Annotated in this window: 13 protein-coding genes; 8 read left to right on the top strand and 5 right to left on the bottom strand. The window is 71.5% G+C overall.

All coding sequences use genetic code 11. The annotated features are described in order from the left end of the window. Positions 1-5: 5 nt before the first annotated feature. A complete protein-coding gene (locus tag ABD285_RS02785; protein ID WP_284253770.1) occupies positions 6-926 on the top strand; it encodes a LysR substrate-binding domain-containing protein in 921 nt (306 codons plus the stop codon). 748 nt (positions 927-1674) lie between these two features. Here ABD285_RS02785 and ABD285_RS02780 read toward each other — a convergent pair. The 3 genes from ABD285_RS02780 to ABD285_RS02770 form a co-directional block, all read right to left on the bottom strand. After that, entirely contained in the window at positions 1675-2001 is a 327-nt protein-coding gene (locus ABD285_RS02780; protein WP_284253769.1) for a hypothetical protein, read from the bottom strand. Between the two features lie 11 nt (positions 2002-2012). Next, complete coding sequence (locus tag ABD285_RS02775) at positions 2013-2411, bottom strand: hypothetical protein (protein WP_284253768.1); 399 nt, start codon at positions 2409-2411, stop codon at positions 2013-2015. Between the two features lie 1315 nt (positions 2412-3726). Continuing rightward, positions 3727-4938 (bottom strand): hypothetical protein, encoded by a 1212-nt coding sequence (locus ABD285_RS02770; RefSeq protein ID WP_344200085.1) that lies wholly within the window; start codon positions 4936-4938, stop codon positions 3727-3729. Between the two features lie 425 nt (positions 4939-5363). On the opposite strand from ABD285_RS02770, the gene ABD285_RS02765 reads away from it, so the two are divergent. The 6 genes from ABD285_RS02765 (at position 5364) to ABD285_RS02740 (ending at position 11247) form a co-directional block, all read left to right on the top strand. Beyond that, positions 5364-6638: a flavin-containing monooxygenase gene (locus ABD285_RS02765; RefSeq protein ID WP_284253765.1), complete on the top strand. Its 1275-nt coding sequence runs from the start codon at positions 5364-5366 to the stop codon at positions 6636-6638. Then, the gene (locus tag ABD285_RS02760; protein WP_284253764.1) at positions 6635-7042 is read left to right on the top strand and encodes a RidA family protein; all 408 of its coding nucleotides are present in this window, start codon (positions 6635-6637) and stop codon (positions 7040-7042) included. The genes ABD285_RS02765 and ABD285_RS02760 overlap by 4 nt, the downstream gene beginning before the upstream one ends. Continuing rightward, positions 7039-7707, top strand: a complete 669-nt coding sequence (locus tag ABD285_RS02755; RefSeq protein ID WP_344200081.1) for a DUF1028 domain-containing protein — start codon at positions 7039-7041, stop codon at positions 7705-7707. The genes ABD285_RS02760 and ABD285_RS02755 overlap by 4 nt, the downstream gene beginning before the upstream one ends. After that, positions 7694-8839 (top strand): M20 family metallopeptidase, encoded by a 1146-nt coding sequence (locus tag ABD285_RS02750; RefSeq protein ID WP_344200078.1) that lies wholly within the window; start codon positions 7694-7696, stop codon positions 8837-8839. The genes ABD285_RS02755 and ABD285_RS02750 overlap by 14 nt, the downstream gene beginning before the upstream one ends. Further along, the gene (locus ABD285_RS02745) at positions 8836-10464 is read left to right on the top strand and encodes an amidohydrolase (RefSeq protein ID WP_344200075.1); all 1629 of its coding nucleotides are present in this window, start codon (positions 8836-8838) and stop codon (positions 10462-10464) included. Before ABD285_RS02750 ends, ABD285_RS02745 begins: the two co-directional genes overlap by 4 nt. A 150-nt stretch (positions 10465-10614) precedes the next feature. Further along, positions 10615-11247, top strand: a complete 633-nt coding sequence (locus tag ABD285_RS02740; RefSeq protein ID WP_284253761.1) for a TetR/AcrR family transcriptional regulator — start codon at positions 10615-10617, stop codon at positions 11245-11247. Positions 11248-11251: 4 nt separating this feature from the next. On the opposite strand, the gene ABD285_RS02735 is transcribed toward ABD285_RS02740, so the two are convergent. After that, positions 11252-13177 (bottom strand): primary-amine oxidase, encoded by a 1926-nt coding sequence (locus ABD285_RS02735; protein ID WP_344200072.1) that lies wholly within the window; start codon positions 13175-13177, stop codon positions 11252-11254. 37 nt (positions 13178-13214) lie between these two features. After that, complete coding sequence (locus ABD285_RS02730) at positions 13215-14270, bottom strand: lactonase family protein (protein ID WP_284253758.1); 1056 nt, start codon at positions 14268-14270, stop codon at positions 13215-13217. 38 nt (positions 14271-14308) lie between these two features. On the opposite strand from ABD285_RS02730, the gene ABD285_RS02725 reads away from it, so the two are divergent. Beyond that, complete coding sequence (locus ABD285_RS02725) at positions 14309-15340, top strand: Gfo/Idh/MocA family protein (RefSeq protein WP_344200068.1); 1032 nt, start codon at positions 14309-14311, stop codon at positions 15338-15340. Positions 15341-15355 lie beyond the last annotated feature (15 nt).

Raw genomic sequence — 15355 nt, 5'->3', positions numbered from 1 at the left:
GAGTCATGGCGCGTAAGCCGGACGTCACGCTCGCCCAGCTGCGTTACTTCATCGAGGCGGCCAACACGCTCTCGATGACGGCCGCGGCGGAGCAGCTGTTCGTCGCGCAGTCGGCGGTGTCGTCGGCGATCTCGCAGCTCGAGAAGCAGATGGGCGCCCAGCTGTTCGTGCGGCAGCGCTCGAAGGGTCTCGCGCTCACCGCCGCCGGCCAGCAGTTCCTCGGCGACGCCCGGGCGCTCCTTCTCAACCTCGATGAGGCGCTCGACACGGCGCGCGGCATCGACAACCAGGTGCGCGGCACGATCCGGATCGGCTGCTTCGTGACGCTCGCGCCGTTCGTGCTGCCGGCGATCGTCGCGCGGGTGCGGGCCGCGCACCCCTACCTCGACATCGAGGTCGACGAGGTGGATGCCGACGAGGCCCGCGAGGCGCTGCGCAGCGGCCGGGTGGAGCTGCTGATCGGCTACGACTTCGCGCTCGGCAACGACATCCGGCGCACCGTGCTCGCCGAGGCGCCGCCGCACGTGCTCATCGCGGCCGAGCATCCCCTCAGCGCGAAGAAGCGCGTGCACCTGCGGGAGCTCTCGCGCGAACCGATGATCCTGCTCGACCTGCCGCACAGCCGCGACTACTTCCTCGGCATCCTGGCGTCGGTCGGGCTGCAGCCCGAGATCCGGCACCGGACCATGAACTACGAGACCGTGCGGGCGTTCGTCGCGCACGGGCACGGATTCTCGATCCTCAACCAGCGCCCGCGGCACGACCTCAGCTACGACGGGGAGCGCGTCGTCGCGCTGCGGATCGCCGACGACGTTCCGGCGCTGCCGATCGTGCTCGCCTCGATGCGCTCGATCCGCACGACCGCGCGGGCGCGCGCCGTCGCCGAGGTCGCGAGTGAGGTGGTTGCGGAGGCGCTGCCGGCCTGAGCCCTCTCGGCGAGCGCGCGGGTCATCGCCCGTGCAGTGCCGGCTCCCGGTCGGGATTCCTCGTGCCGGATGCGGCGGCACGGTTCGATTTCGGTACAGAGTTTCGGCACGGCGCGCTCGGCGTGTCCCGGTAGTCGACGCAAGCGTCGGCACTCGTGCCGAAAACGATCGTTTTCGGCACAAGGGGAATCTCCCGATCGGCAGTCGGGGGCGACCCGTTCAGGGTGGGCGTGCTCGGCGAGTCCGAACTCGTTGGCTCCGTGGGCTGACTTACCGGAGTCCGCGGGCCTCTGAAATGAGGTCCGCGTAATAGTCCAACCCGCGCTTGCGGAGTTCCTGCACGTAGATGGGCCACGGCGGGACGTTGCTCATGTAGGGCTCGTCGTCCGGACCGTTCCAAAGGCCGCCGGCGCGCAGCGTTGACAGCCCGCCACCCCGCAAGGTGGACAGCCCGCCACCCCGCAGGGTGGATAGGCCTCCTCCTCGAAGCGTCGACAAGCCGCCCTCTCGAAGCGTGGAGAGGCCACCGTCTCGCAAGGTGGACAGGCCGCCGCCCCGGAGGGTCGACAGGCCCCCGTCGCGGAGTGTGGAGGCTCCGCCGCCTCGCGACGTAGACATGCCGCCGCCGGCACCCGTGTAGAGCCCGCCACCCGGGCCGGTGTAGAGGTTCCGAGGCCAACTCATGAGCCGAGCATAGAGATGGCGGCCGAAGCTGGGCACGGAAACGATGCTAGAGAGCGTTACTCAGTTATGCTCCGTTGATGCCACCCGGCTTCGCAAGGGTGCGGAGCCAGTGCCGGTGCGCCCAGTAGGTTGCGGCGCGGAGCGTGCGGAAGTAGCCGATCAGCTCGCGGTCCTCGCTGCGCTCGGCGTATGTGACGGTGCGGTAGCCCAGCTCCCCGCCGACGCGCAGGAGCCGCACGATCGCGTAGGGGCGCTCGTACTGCGCGGTCATCCCCCATTCGCCGGGTCCCTGCTCGACCGCGGCGAGGATCGGATGCCACGCCCCGGCATAGCCGGAGCGCGCTCGGGTGGCCGCGTCGAGCCCGTCTTGCGGGTCTGCGTTCACCGCCACGCCGTCGACTCCTAGCGAGGCCCCGGGGGCTGCGGGTCGGCGTCGCTCGCCCGGTGGCCGTACCAGGGCGCCAGGTCGCGATCGCGAGCCTCCCGCGGCACCGGGCCGAGCCGACGGACGGCGCTCGCGCACACCAGGGCCTCGCGGCCGCTGCCGTCCGGGGCGCGCCAGCGCAGCTCCACGCTGCGGTCGTTCCAGCCGGACGCGTCAGCGAGGACGTAGACCACCAGCTCGGGGTACCGCACCCACGCCCGGACCCGGATCGGCTCAGCCGGCCGGAACAGCAGATGCTCGGCCAAGCCGGCCTCCTCGGGCGTGAGGCTGAGCGGCTGCGGCCGCAGCGCCATCTCCTCGATCTGCCGCCGGCCGATCTCGTCGTAGATCGCCTCGTAGCGGCGATTGTGGGTCACGTCAGGCGTAGAGCCCGACGACGGCCCACGAGCCGTCCGACAGCGGCCGCACGTCGATCACGTACTGCTCGCCGTCGACGTCGCGTCCCTGGAGCCGCCACCCGGTCCACGAGCCCGGGAGTGGGTGCGTGATCGCGTCCGGGATCAGGACGTCGGCCGCGGTGATCCGCGACGGGGTACCTCCTGGATCACCCTCAGTCGCCGCGCTCGGCCGTCGTTGCGGCGCTCAGCATCAGTCCCGGCGCCGCGCGCGCCGCGCTCGATGAGCTGGAAGAACTCGGTTACGTCACCGCCGACGTCGACGCCGCCCACCGCAAGGGTCGCAGCGTCCGTTACTGCGTCGACCGCGCTCGCCTGACGGACGACCTGACGGCGTTCGTGAGCTGGATACTCCGCTGACCTAGAGGCGTTGACACGTACGTGTCAACGAGGGGTCCTTGACCTTTCCCGCTGCGCGATCGTAGTTCGCTCCGCGCCTTCGTTCCGGGCTTCCGCGGCATGTCCTCGCTCGCTGCGCTCCCTCCGGTATTCCACGGTCCCGGCACTCCATCGCTCCCGCTCTCAATCGATCCCCATGCCGGAAGGCCAAGGAAAACGGTTGGTGCGACGAATGGAGCAGATGATGAATCCCGGGGACGTTTTCGAGCATGTAGGCGGCTATGACGTGCGGGTCGACCCGATGGACGACCTCCAGTGCGAGAGCTGCCAGTGATGGGCGAGGTCGAAGCGATCACGATGACGGTTCCCACGACGTCGGCCGCCGACGCGACGCGCAAGATCACGGCGCGGCTCGAAGCGATCGCGCGCTACATCACCCAGGGGCGGACGCTCGCCAGCACCCAAGCCGTGCCCGTTCCCGACGACGACGTGGTGCTGTGTCGTGGACACCCTCACCCGCGGGGCGACGCGATGAGCGGCGCCGCGAGGGGCCGCACGGCCCCGATCGGTCTAAGGTCGACCGGGGAGGGACGATGCGAGGGCTGTTGGTTGGGGGATTCGCTCTCGGGATCCTGCTGCTCGTCTGCGGGCTGGTCTGGGGCCTCACCGTCGACGGCATCGGATCGCCGATGAGTCAGTGCGTCCACGCTTTGCAGAATCCGACATCGGGGATCGCGATTCCAGACGGCAGCACAGTGTCCGGCGGATACTCGCTGACCCCCCTCGGCGTTGAATGCAGCTGGTCGACACCGGGCACCGACCAGTCGGGAGAGCACCTTTTCACTCATGGTGCCCTCCCGACCGTGATATCTATCGCCGGCGCCCTACTCGTGCTCGCCGCCTTGCTCTTGACGGCCCTCAGACGGGCGCGGCGCCGCTAGCACTCTTCGAGCTGTGGCGCCGTGGTGCCGGTGTCGGCGCTGTACCAGCACGTATTCGGCCCGTTCCAACCGTGCGACGTGTTGAGAGTCAGACGGTTGCCGTTGCCGCTGGGGTACGACTCCTGATCCACTCCCATGCAGTCAGTGAGAGCCAGGCTCGGATTCCCGATGCAGAAGCGGTTGTCCACCGCCTGCACGCTCCCGCCCATCAGGCCAGACGAGTCGACTCCGCGCGGTGCGAGCACATCCACGATGAGTGCAGACCAGCCGTAGTCCGCGATCGGAATCTGCTGCGGATACTCCAGCCCGATCGCGATCGAGTTCCGGTTGCAAGAGTCGCCCAGGTCGTTGTAGTCGGCATACGGCTTCACACCGGCCGGCGCCGACTCCACGTCCTCTCCCCCAGGTACCACCGTCTGAACGGTGTACGACCAGCCGTAGTCCTTGGCGAAGGGCTGATCCTTAAAGCCCGAGTTGCAGAAGTCGCGGGTGCCGCCCTGGTAGTTGACGTTGTTCGTGTAGGCGTCGAGTCCGAACTCCAGGCCGAAGTCGGAGTACGTGTACCGCGGATCGTTCCCGTTGTTGACCGCGCCGTACCACTGATAGGTCTCGTTGAAGTCGATCAGCGAGCCATCCTGGGTGACGTTGATGAAGGCATCCTCGGGAGCCCAGTTGAGAGCGCTCGGGTTGTTGATATTGGGCGAAGCGAGGCTGCTCTTGCTCTTGCTCTTGCTCTTGATGGAGGTCTCGTTCGACTGGAGCTCGGCCACAGAATGGGCGGGCACCTTGGTGGCGTCCTGACCCACGAAGGCCGGCTTGCCCGTGGCGATGGGTGCCTGCGCGTTCTCGTCCTTGGCCAAGTTCTCCGCGGTGTCTGTCACGACGATGCTCGTGGCTCGAGGCACCGCCCCGTAGACGCTCGCCTCGCGAGCCAGGAAGTCCTTGACGCTGATGGAGCCGGTTGTCGCCCACTGCCCCTGAATGCCGCCCGCCTCAAACGTGACAGCGATTGCATTCCGCATGCTGCTCGCGATCTTCGCGGCACTGCCGAGCGAAGTCGGATGGTCGAACGGAATCGCTCGCTGCACCACGTCGGTTCCAGTCGGACCGACGTCGACCTTGGCTTGACGCGGCGCCGCCGCCGCTGTGGACCCTCCAACGATCGTGCCCGTTGCGATGAGCGCGGAGGTCGTGATCAGCGCGACCATTGCCCGCGTTTTCCCCTGCATGTTCGATCCCCTTAGTTTCAACGTTGAACCATGTGGGCTCTGTTTACTCCGCGCCGACAGAACACGACAAGTCCTCTCATTAGCGGACACCATTAATACTTGCAAGCATGAATGCTTGCTTGCTCCCAGCTGCAGGTGATCGACGCGTTTGGGAACCCCTGTGGCGTGAGCGTGAGGGCGGCAATGCCGAGGACCGCAACGACGAGGAGCCAGGCAGTGAGCCGGCCTCCTCGGGCGTGAGACTCGCCGGCTGCGCCCGCAGCGCTCCACCTCGATCTGCTGGCGGCTGATCTCGTCGCAGATACGTCGGCATCACCCGAATAGATGCAGATGGTCACACCGCACTATTTGCTCGATCCCGGGGGCCGTCCGAGACTTGCCGGGACAGGGGAAAGGACGCGCTCATGGCCGAGAACGTCGAGGTGCTGGTCGTCGGAGCCGGGCAGGCCGGCATCGCGATGAGCGAGCACCTCACCGCCCGCGGCATCGACCACGTCGTGCTGGAGCGGCACCGCATCGCCGAGCGCTGGCGCACCGAACGGTGGGACTCCCTCGTCGCCAACGGGCCGGCCTGGCACGACCGCTTCCCGGGGCGGGCCTTCGACCTCGACGACGACGCGTTCCCGGGCAAGGACCAGGTCGCCGACTACTTCGCCGCCTACGCCGAGCAGATCGGGGCGCCGGTGCGCACGGGGGTCGAGGTGCTGTCGGTGCGCCGTCACGACGGGCGTCCCGGATTCCGGGTACGGACGAGCGGTGGCGAGTACGACGCGCGCTACGTCGTCGCCGCGACGGGGGCGTTCCAGAAGCCCGTCATCCCGCCTCTCGTCCCGGCCGACGCCGGACTCGTGCAGCTGCACTCGAGCGCCTATCACAACCCCGCCCAGCTGCCGCCGGGGGCCGTGCTCGTGGTCGGTGCCGGGTCGTCGGGCGTGCAGATCGCGGCCGAGATCCAGCGCTCCGGTCGCCAGGTCTACCTCTCGGTCGGCCCGCACGACCGGCCGCCTCGGCGCTACCGCGGTCGCGACTTCGTCTGGTGGCTCGGGGTGCTCGGGCTCTGGGAGCGATCCACGCCCCCGCAGGGCGCCGAGCACGTCACGATCGCGGTGAGCGGCGCCGACGGCGGGCGCACCGTCGACTTCCGTGACCTCGCCGACGAGGGCATCACCCTCGTCGGGCGCACGCAGGCCTACCACGACGGGGTCGTGACCTTCGCGCCCGACCTGGCCGACAACATCCACCGCGGCGACGCCAACCACCTCGGCCTGCTCGAGGAGGCCGACGCGTGGGTGCAGCGCAACGGCGCCGACCTGCCGGAGGAGCCGGAGGCGAAGCTGCTCGGACCCGACCCCGAGTCGGTCGTGCATCCGCTCGCCGAGCTCGACCTGGCCGCCGCGGGCGTCGCGTCGATCGTCTGGGCCACGGGCTACACCGGCGACTACGGGTGGCTGCAGGTCGACGCCTTCGACGAGCGCGGGCGGCCGCAGCACCAGCGCGGTGTCTCGTCCGAGCCGGGTGTCTACTTCCTCGGCCTTCCCTGGCAGTCGCGCCGCGGGTCGAGCTTCATCTGGGGCGTCTGGCACGATGCGCAGTACCTGGCCGACGCCATCCAGATCCAGCGCGGCTATGCCGCGTACGACGGTCACGCCGCGGTCGCGGCAGGAGGAGCATCCCGATGATCCACACCCGGATCCGCCCGTTCAACACCAGGGACACCTACCCCGAGCAGAACCTCGACAACGACCTCTGCCAGGCGGTCGTCGCGAACGGGGTCGTCTACATCCGCGGCCAGATCGGCCAGGACCTCGACACGCGCGAGTCGATCGGCATCGGCGACGTCGAGGCGCAGGCCGAGAAGGCGATGGCGAACATCAAGATGCTCGTCGAGGAGGCCGGCGGCACCCTCGAGCACATCGTCAAGGTCACCGTCTACCTCGTCGACATCCGCTACCGCGAGGTCGTGTACCGGACGATGGGACGCTGGCTGAAGGGCGTCTACCCGGTCTCGACAGGCATCGTCGTGTCGGCGCTGGCTCGCCCGGAGTGGCTGGTCGAGATCGACGCCACCGCGGTGCTGTCGTGACGTTCTCCCTCGCGGTGCGCGACGGCGGCGCGTTCGGGTCGCTCATCTGCTCGTCGTCGCCCGCGGTGGGGGCCCGCTGCGTGCACCTGCGCGACGGCGCCGGCGCGGTGCACTCGCAGAACATCACCGACCCGCGGCTCGGCGCGCGGCTGCTCGACCTGCTCGAAGGCGGCACCCCCGCGCCCGAGGCGATGGATCGCGTGGTCGCGACCGATGCGACCGCGCCGTTCCGGCAGCTGGTCGCCGTCGACGCCGAGGGGCACACGGCCATCCACTCCGGACCGAACGCGCTCGGCACCGTCGGCGAGCACGAGGCGCCGGGCGCCGCGGCGGCGGGCAACCTGCTCGCGAGCGCCGAGGTGCCCCGCGTGCTGGTGCAGGCATGGAACGACGCGACCGGCCCCGTCGAGGCGCGGCTGCTCGCGGCGTTCGAGGCCGCCATGGCGGCAGGCGGCGAGGCCGGGCCCGTGCACAGCGCCGCGATCACCGTCGTGAGCGGGCACGGCTGGCGCACCACCGACCTGCGGGTGGACTGGAGCGACGACCCGCTCGCCGCGATGCGCGAGCTCGTCGAGCAGTGGCTGCCGCAGCGCGACGACTACATCCTGCGGGCCGAGGACCCGGCCCGGTCGCCGGGGTACGGGGTGCCGGGTGACGACCGCTGAGGTCGCCGCGCTGAAGGCGGCGGTTCAGGATGCCGTGGCGCGCGATCGCGACCGGCTCGTCGCGCTCGCCGACCGCATCCACGCGAACCCCGAGCTCGGCTGGAACGAGCACAGCGCGGCGGGCTGGGTCGCCGAGGAGCTGACCGCCGCCGGCTTCGACGTCGAGACCGGCGCCTACGGGCTGCCCACCGCGGTGCATGCCGTGCGCGGCATGGGATCGCGCCGGGTCGGCCTCGTCGCCGAGTACGACGCCCTGCCCGGCCTCGGCCACGCTTGCGGGCACAACCTCATCGCGGCGATCGGCGTCGGCGCCGCACTCGCGCTCGCAGAGGTCGCCGACGAGCTCGACCTCACCGTCGAGGTGTACGGCACGCCGGCCGAGGAGGGCGGCGGGGGCAAGATCGAGATGCTCGAGCGCGGCGCGTTCGCCGGCCTCGATCTCGCGATGATGGCGCATCCCGCGCCGCGCGATGTCGCCGAAGCCGAGCCGTTCGCCGTCTCGCACTCGCACATCGCCTACGACGGCGTCGCCGCCCACGCGGGCGCCTACCCCGATCGCGGCGTCAACGCGAACGACGCGTTCGTCATCGCGCAGGTGGCGATCGGGCTGCTGCGGCAGCAGCTGCCGAGCGGAACGCGGGTGCACGGGATCCAGACGGTCGGCGGGCAGGCGCCCAACGCCATCCCGGACCGCACGGAGGGCCGCTGGTACGTGCGGGCGACCACGCTCGCCGAGCTGGAGGTGCTCGACGAGCGGGTGCGGAGGTGCTTCGAGGCGGGCGCATTGGCGACCGGCACCACGTTGTCGATCACGCCGGAGAGCAGGCCGTACTCGGAGTTCCGCACCGACGCCGCGGCGCTCGCCGCGTACGTCGCGAACGCGACCGCGCTCGGCCGCGAGTTCGCCGGGCCCGACGACGACGTGCCGATGCGCCGTGCGTCCACCGACATGGGCAACGTGTCGCAATTGGTCCCGGCGATCCATCCCTACGTCGGGGTGGGGCCGACGACCGCCTCCAACCACCAGCCCGAGTTCGCCGCGGCGTGCGTCGGCCCGGTCGCCGAGCAGGCGCTGACCGACGCGGCGACCGCGCTCACCTGGACCGCGATCGACGTGTTCGCCGCGCGATGACCGGCACCTGCATCCGCAACGCCCGCCTCTACCTCGGCGCCGGGCGCTGGGAGAGCGGGAGCCTGTTCGTGCGCGACGGCCGGATCGCGGCGCGCGGGGTCGACGGCGCGATCGCGCAGCTGTGCGACGACGCGACAGAGATCGTGGATGCCCGGGGAGCCTCGGTGCTGCCCGGCTTCCACGACACCCACACCCACCCTGTGCTCGGAGGGATCGCGCTGCTCGGGATCGACCTGACCCCCGTGCACGACGCGGACGCGTACCACCGGCTGATCCGCGCATACGCGGCCGCGCATCCCGAGCTCGAGGTGATCGAGGGGTCGGGCTGGTACGGCGACGTCTACCCCGGCGGCACGCCGACACGGTGGATGCTCGACGAGCTCGTGCCCGACCGTCCGGCGATCCTGACGAGCCACGACGCGCACGGGGTGTGGGTCAACTCCGCGGCGCTCGCCGCGGCGGGCGTGGCCGACGACGTCCCGGACCCGGCGGGCGGGCGCTTCGTGCGCGACGAGCGCGGGAGGCTGACCGGACTGCTGCTCGACGCGGCGCAGGCGGCGATCGCGGGCATCCGGCCGACGGCGCGGGCGGGACTGGTGGAGGACGGCATCCGGGCGGCGCAGGAGCGCCTGCACGCCGTGGGCATCACGAGCTGGCACGACGCGGCGGTCGGGCCGAGCGAGCTCGGGCCCGACTCGTTCGACGCCTACCTGGCGCTCGACGCGAGCGGCGAGCTGCGCACGCGGGTGGCGCTGTGCCAGTGGTGGGACCGCGAACGGGGCCTCGAGCAGATCGCCGGGTTCGAGGAGCGCCGCGAGCGGGTGCGCGGCACGCGGCGCCTCCGCGCACGCATCGTCAAGGTCATGCAGGACGGCGTGATCGAGAACCGCACCGCGGCGATGCTCGAGCCGTACCGCGACGACCCCGGCAACCGCGGCGAATCGTTCATCGAGCCCGCGCGGCTGAACGAGCTCGTGGCGGCCCTCGACGCGCGCGGGTTCGACGTGCACCTGCACGCCGTGGGCGACCGGGCGGTGCGCGAGTGCCTCGACGCCGTGCAGCACGCGCGCGAGGTCAACGGCCCGACCGGCGGACGGCACCAGATCGCGCACGTCGACATCGTCGCCCCCGGCGACCTGCCGCGCTTCGCCGCGCTCGACGTGACGGCCAACGTGCAGATGCTGTGGGCGCGCCTGGATGCCGAGGTCGTCGAGCGCAAGCTGCCGGGGATCCGTGCCGGTGCGGCCCGCTCGCACTTCCCGTTCGGGTCGCTCCTGGCTCACGGGGCGCGGCTGGCCGGCGGGAGCGACTGGCCGGTCTCCGACCCGAACCCGCTGTGGGCGATCCACACCGGCGCGACCCGGCTCGCCCCCTCGACCGATCCGCACGCCACGCCCACCTCGCTCACCGAGCCGATGCTGCCGGGGGAGGCCATCGCGGTCGGCGCCGGCCTCGACGCCTACACCGGCGCCGCGGCTTGGGTCGGCCGGCTCGAGAACGAGACCGGCACACTGGCGCCCGGCTTCGCGGCCGATGTCGTGATCCTCGACCGCGACATCTCGAGCGGCGAGGGTCTCGACCTCGCCAACGTCGTCGCGACGTACCTCGACGGCGAGCGGCTCTGACCCCGGTGCCCATTTCGACCCGAAATGCAGGAGTGGTGGGCGGTGCATCGCCGCGGACACGGCATCCGTCCGGCGTGGTGACGTCTCATCTCCTGCATTTCGGAAGGCGCCACCCGCGCTCGGCCGACGCCGGCACGCGAGAATGACGGTGTGCCGAAGATCGTCGACCACGAGGCGCGCCGGCGCGAGATCGTCGACGCCTACCTCGCGGTGCTCGGCCGCGCGGGTGCGACCGGCACGACCGGGCGCACGGTGGCGGCGGAGCTCGGCCTCACCCCCGGCACGCTCTGGCACTACTTCGCCAGCGTCGAGCAGATCGCCGAGGCGGCCGCCCGCCGCGGCGTACTGCGCACGATCGAGCGGATCGCCGGGCGCACCGCCGGCCAGCGCGGGCTCGAGGCGCTGCTCGGCATCGCCGAGGAGGTGCTGCCGCTGGATGCCACGACGCGCGCCGAGGCGCAGGTCGTCGTCGCGTTCTGGGGCACGGCCGAGCCGCTCGCGAGTCCGGGGCTCCGGCTGGGACGCGTGCCGGAGTTCGAGGCGCTGACGACGACGGCGCTGCGGGAGGCGGTCGACGACGGCGAGCTCGCGGCGGCCACGCCGATCCGGAGCCTGGTGCGCCTGCTCGACTCGGTCTACGCGGGCGAGCAGGTCATCGCGGTCGCCGACGCGGGCGATCGCGAGAGCGAGGACCACCGTGCCGCCGTGGAGCTGTGCCTGCGGCCGTGGGCCGCCACCGAGCAGGCGCGCCGCCGCCTGCGCGCCTGGGCCGGCGGCCGCTGACGGCTCAGCAGTGGCAGGCGCCGCCCTCGCACGCGCACGCGTGGCCGCCGCGGCCGAGCGCCGGCACGTCGAGCGTCGGGTTGCGGTCGAAGAACCCCTCGGGCTTCATCACGAACCCGGTGTAGTCCACCGGCATGATCGGCCAGTCCTCGGTGCGCGGGAAGTGCGTGAGCCCGAACGTGTGCCAGAGCACGACGTCCTGCCCGTCGATGTCGCGGTCCCCGGCGATGTACGCGGGCAGGCCCGCGCCGCCCGGGTGCATGTTGACGGCGTAGCCCGCGGCCCACAGCTCGTCGCGCTCGTAGCGGGTGACCCAGAGGTGGTGGCCCGCGAAGCCGGCGCGCTTGCGCGAGAACGACTCGGCGTGGTTCGCGAGCGGCGCCTTGCCCTCCGGGTACAGCACGTACGAGGTGGGATGCCCGAGACGATTGGTGCGCTCGGCGCTGCTGACGCGCCACACCCGGCCCACGGTGCCGTCGGCATCCCGCACCCCCTCGGTCTCGGTGCGCAGGCGGGTGGCCGTGCGAGCGATGGCCGCGCCCCACGGGTTGTCGTCGCCGAGCTCGACGCGCGTGATGTCGACCTCGTCGACCGCGTTCCGGATGCCGTCCACCGTCATGTCCAACCGCGCGCAGAACAGGTGCTGGTGCACGGGTGCGCCGAGCCCGGGCGCGAGCTCCGTCGCGTACGGGTAGTCGCCGCCGTCGTGCGCCCCGACGAAGACGATGCCGGTGGCCTTGGCCTCCACCTCGAACGTGCCGTCGAGGTAGAAATAGAAGTAGAAGCCGTAGTCGTAGTTGCCGACCGTGGTGAAGAACGAGACGACGAGCCGGCGCTGCCGCCGGGTGGCCGAGGTGAGGGTGAACTCGTCGGTGTGCTTCCAGAGGATGCCGTAGTCCTCCTCGTGGATGCAGATCGCGTTGCGGATGGTCTGCGGCGTGCCGAAGTCGTCGGCGATCACGGCGTCGAGATAGGTGATCTCGCCGAGGCAGTCGCAGCCGAGCTCGAGCGAGTTGGCGAGGCGGCCGAACTGGTACTCGCCCGCGTCGAAGTAGTTGTTCCAGCCGTGGGTGGGGCTCGGGTCGGCGTAGTTGACGACCATCTCCGAGATGGAGGCGCGGTACAGCACCGACCGCTCATCGCCGCGGTCGGTGAAGCTCACCTGGTGCAGCGTCAGGCCCTCGCGCCCGTTGAACCCGACGCGCACGCGCCAGTTCTGCCAGCTGAGCACGTCGTCCTCGAGGGTGAAGCTCACGCCCTCGGGCTGGGTGATCGAGATGGGCTTGAGGTCGGTGCGCATCGGTCCGGTGAGCGCCGGATCGAGGTAGTCGCCCGACTCCTGCGGGATGTGCTCGAACGCCGTCTCGATGACCCGCAGGCAGCGCTTCGAGATGACGTCGACGTGCGCCACGACGCCGTCGATCGGGTGCGCCCACGGGATGTCGCGCTCGTCCTCCATGTACAGCGCGAGCACGCGGAACATCCGCTTGCCCACCTCGTCGTCGTACCCGAAGACGCCCGCGGTCAGCGGCAGCGTGCGCACCTTGCTCAGGTCGGTCACGCCGCGCCTGGCCAGCGCCGCGACGAAGTCGGCGTCGGCCTTGACGATCTCATCGAGCAGCTCGATCTCCTCGTCGAGCACGGGCGCCGTGCCCTCGTGCGTCCCGAGCGGACGCGCCCGCACGACGGTGCCGCTCGTCACGTCGGTGATCGTCTCGACGACGGCGCCGGTCTCGACGTCGAGCAGCAGCGCGCCGACCTCGCGCGGCAGCTCCGCGGTGCCGGCGAGCACGTCGGCCTTGTCGGGCTCGCGCAGCATGACGTACCCGAACCGCGTCGCGTCGGAGACGTAGCCGGCGGCGGCGAGCACCTCCCGCGCGCGGTCGATCTCGGCGGCCGAGAGCGGGGAGAGCGGGTGGGTCGGGGTCATCGTCGGCTCCTTCGCGGGCTTTTGATTGACTCTAGCGTCAATAAAAGCCGACGAGGCAGACCGGACTCGCGATCGTCGTCCGGTCCGCCGGTACCGGCATCCCGTCGGGGTCGAGGTCGAAGACGACCACGGCGTCGTCGTCCTGGTGCGCCACGATCAGCCGGCCGTCCGGCGTCAGGGTCGCGCCGCGCGGCGTGCGCCCGCCGCTCGGGATGACGGCCACCCGCGCCAGCTCGGGCCCGCTCGTGTCGATGATCGTCACGGTGTCGCGGCCGCGGGTCGTCGCGTACAGCCGCGAGTGGGCGGCGGAGTACAGCAGCGCGGCCCCCGAGTCGCCGTCGCCCGCCTCGCCGGGCGGGAGGGTGCCGATCCCGCCGTGCACCTGGAAGCCGCCCGCCGTGCGGCGCAGCTCGTGCACGGTGTTGCCGAGCTCGCCGATCACGAACAGGCGCGACTGCGTCTCGTCGAAGGCGAGCTGCCTCGGTCCGGTGCCGGGCGGCAGCACGACATCGCGCTCCGGGCGCGGCTCGAGCACCCCGTCGCCGGTCACGTCGAACACGCAGACCCTGTCGAGGCCGAGGTCGGCGACGAGCAGCTGCCCCGTGACGGGGTCGAACTCCACGTGGTGCGGGTGGGCCGACTCCTGCTCGGCGCGCCCGGTCGGCACGACGGGGGCGGGTTGGGTGTGCACGCTCGTCGCGGCGCCGGGCCGGCCGTCGGCATCCAGCGGCAGGATCGCGATCGTGCCGCCGGAGTAGTTCGCGACCGCGAGCAGCCGCTCGTCGGCGTCGAGGCCGAGGTGCGCGGGATCGGCGCCGTGGCTGTCCTGCTCGCCGAGCGCCGTGAGCGTGCCCGCGTCGCCGCGCGCGAAGCCGACGACCCGGCCGTTCTCGAGCTCCGCGGTGCAGTAGACGCGAGCACCGTCGCGGGTGCGCGCGACCCAGGACGGGTTCACGGACTTCGCGGCGAGCCGTGCCTCGCCGATCCGTCGTTCACCGGATGCCGGGGCCTCCCACGTCGCCGCGAGCAGGCCCGGCGCGTGCCCGTCGACGAACGCCTTCCGCTCGGTGTAGGTGCCGATCAGCAGCTCCATGACGCTCCCTTCCGCGCCCATGTTCCTACATTGGGCTCATGAGCCCGTTCCCCTCCGCCCTCCCCGACCCCCGGGTCACGCCGCTGCGCGGCGGCCCCGTCGTACGCTGGGGCGTCCTCGGCCCCGGCAGGATCGCGGCCGACTTCACCGACGCCGTCCATGCCTACACCGACCAGCGGGTCGTCGCGGTCGGCTCCCGCTCCGCCGAACGGGCGCGGGCGTTCGCCGAGCCTCGCGGCATCATCCGCGTGCACGGCGACTACGAGCAGCTCGTCTCCGACCCCGAGGTCGACGTCGTCTACATCGCCACGCCGCACAGCGAGCACCGGGAGAACGCCCTGCTCGCGATCGCCGCGGGCAAGCACGTGCTCATCGAGAAGCCGATCGCGGTCACGGCGGCCGAGGCGCGCGACATCCGCGATGCGGCCGCCGCCGCGGGCGTGTTCGCGGGGGAGGCCATGTGGTCGCGCTACCAGCCGCAGACCGACGTGCTCGTGCGCCTCGTCGCGGACGGCGGGCTCGGCGAGCTCCGCCTCGTGACCGCCGACTTCTCGGGGCGTTCCCGCTTCGACCCGTCCGGCCGTGCCTGGGATCCGGCGCTCGGCGGCGGGGCTCTCCTCGACCTCGGCGTGTACGTGCTGTGGTTCGCGCACCTCCTCCTCGGCGCGCCCGAGCGCATGACGGTCGCCGGCTCGCTGGCCCCGACCGGGGTGGACGACCAGGCGTCCCTGCTGCTGGAGTACGCGAACGGCGCGCAGGCGATGCTCGGCACCTCGCTGCTGTTCGCCTCGCCGAGCGGGGCCCTGGTCTGCGGTACCGACGCGCGGATCGAGGTCGATCCGATGTTCCTCGCGCCGGGCGGGCTCACGGTCGTCGGCCCCGAGGGGCGGCGCCTGCGCTACGCGGACGACTCGGGATTCGTCTTCCGAGACGGGCTCGCCTGGCAGGCGTCGGCGGTCGCCGAGTACATCGCCGGGGGCCGGGTCGATTCGCCGCTGCACCCGCTGTCGACCGCGATCGACGTGCTCGATTCGATCGACGAGGCCCGCCGCACACTCGGGGCGCTCTAGGACCTGCTGCCCGCG

It is taken from the genome of Pseudolysinimonas kribbensis, from assembly GCF_039531715.1.
In the GTDB taxonomy this organism is placed as follows: domain Bacteria; phylum Actinomycetota; class Actinomycetes; order Actinomycetales; family Microbacteriaceae; genus Pseudolysinimonas; species Pseudolysinimonas kribbensis.
This window is presented reverse-complemented; position numbering and strand designations above follow the sequence as displayed.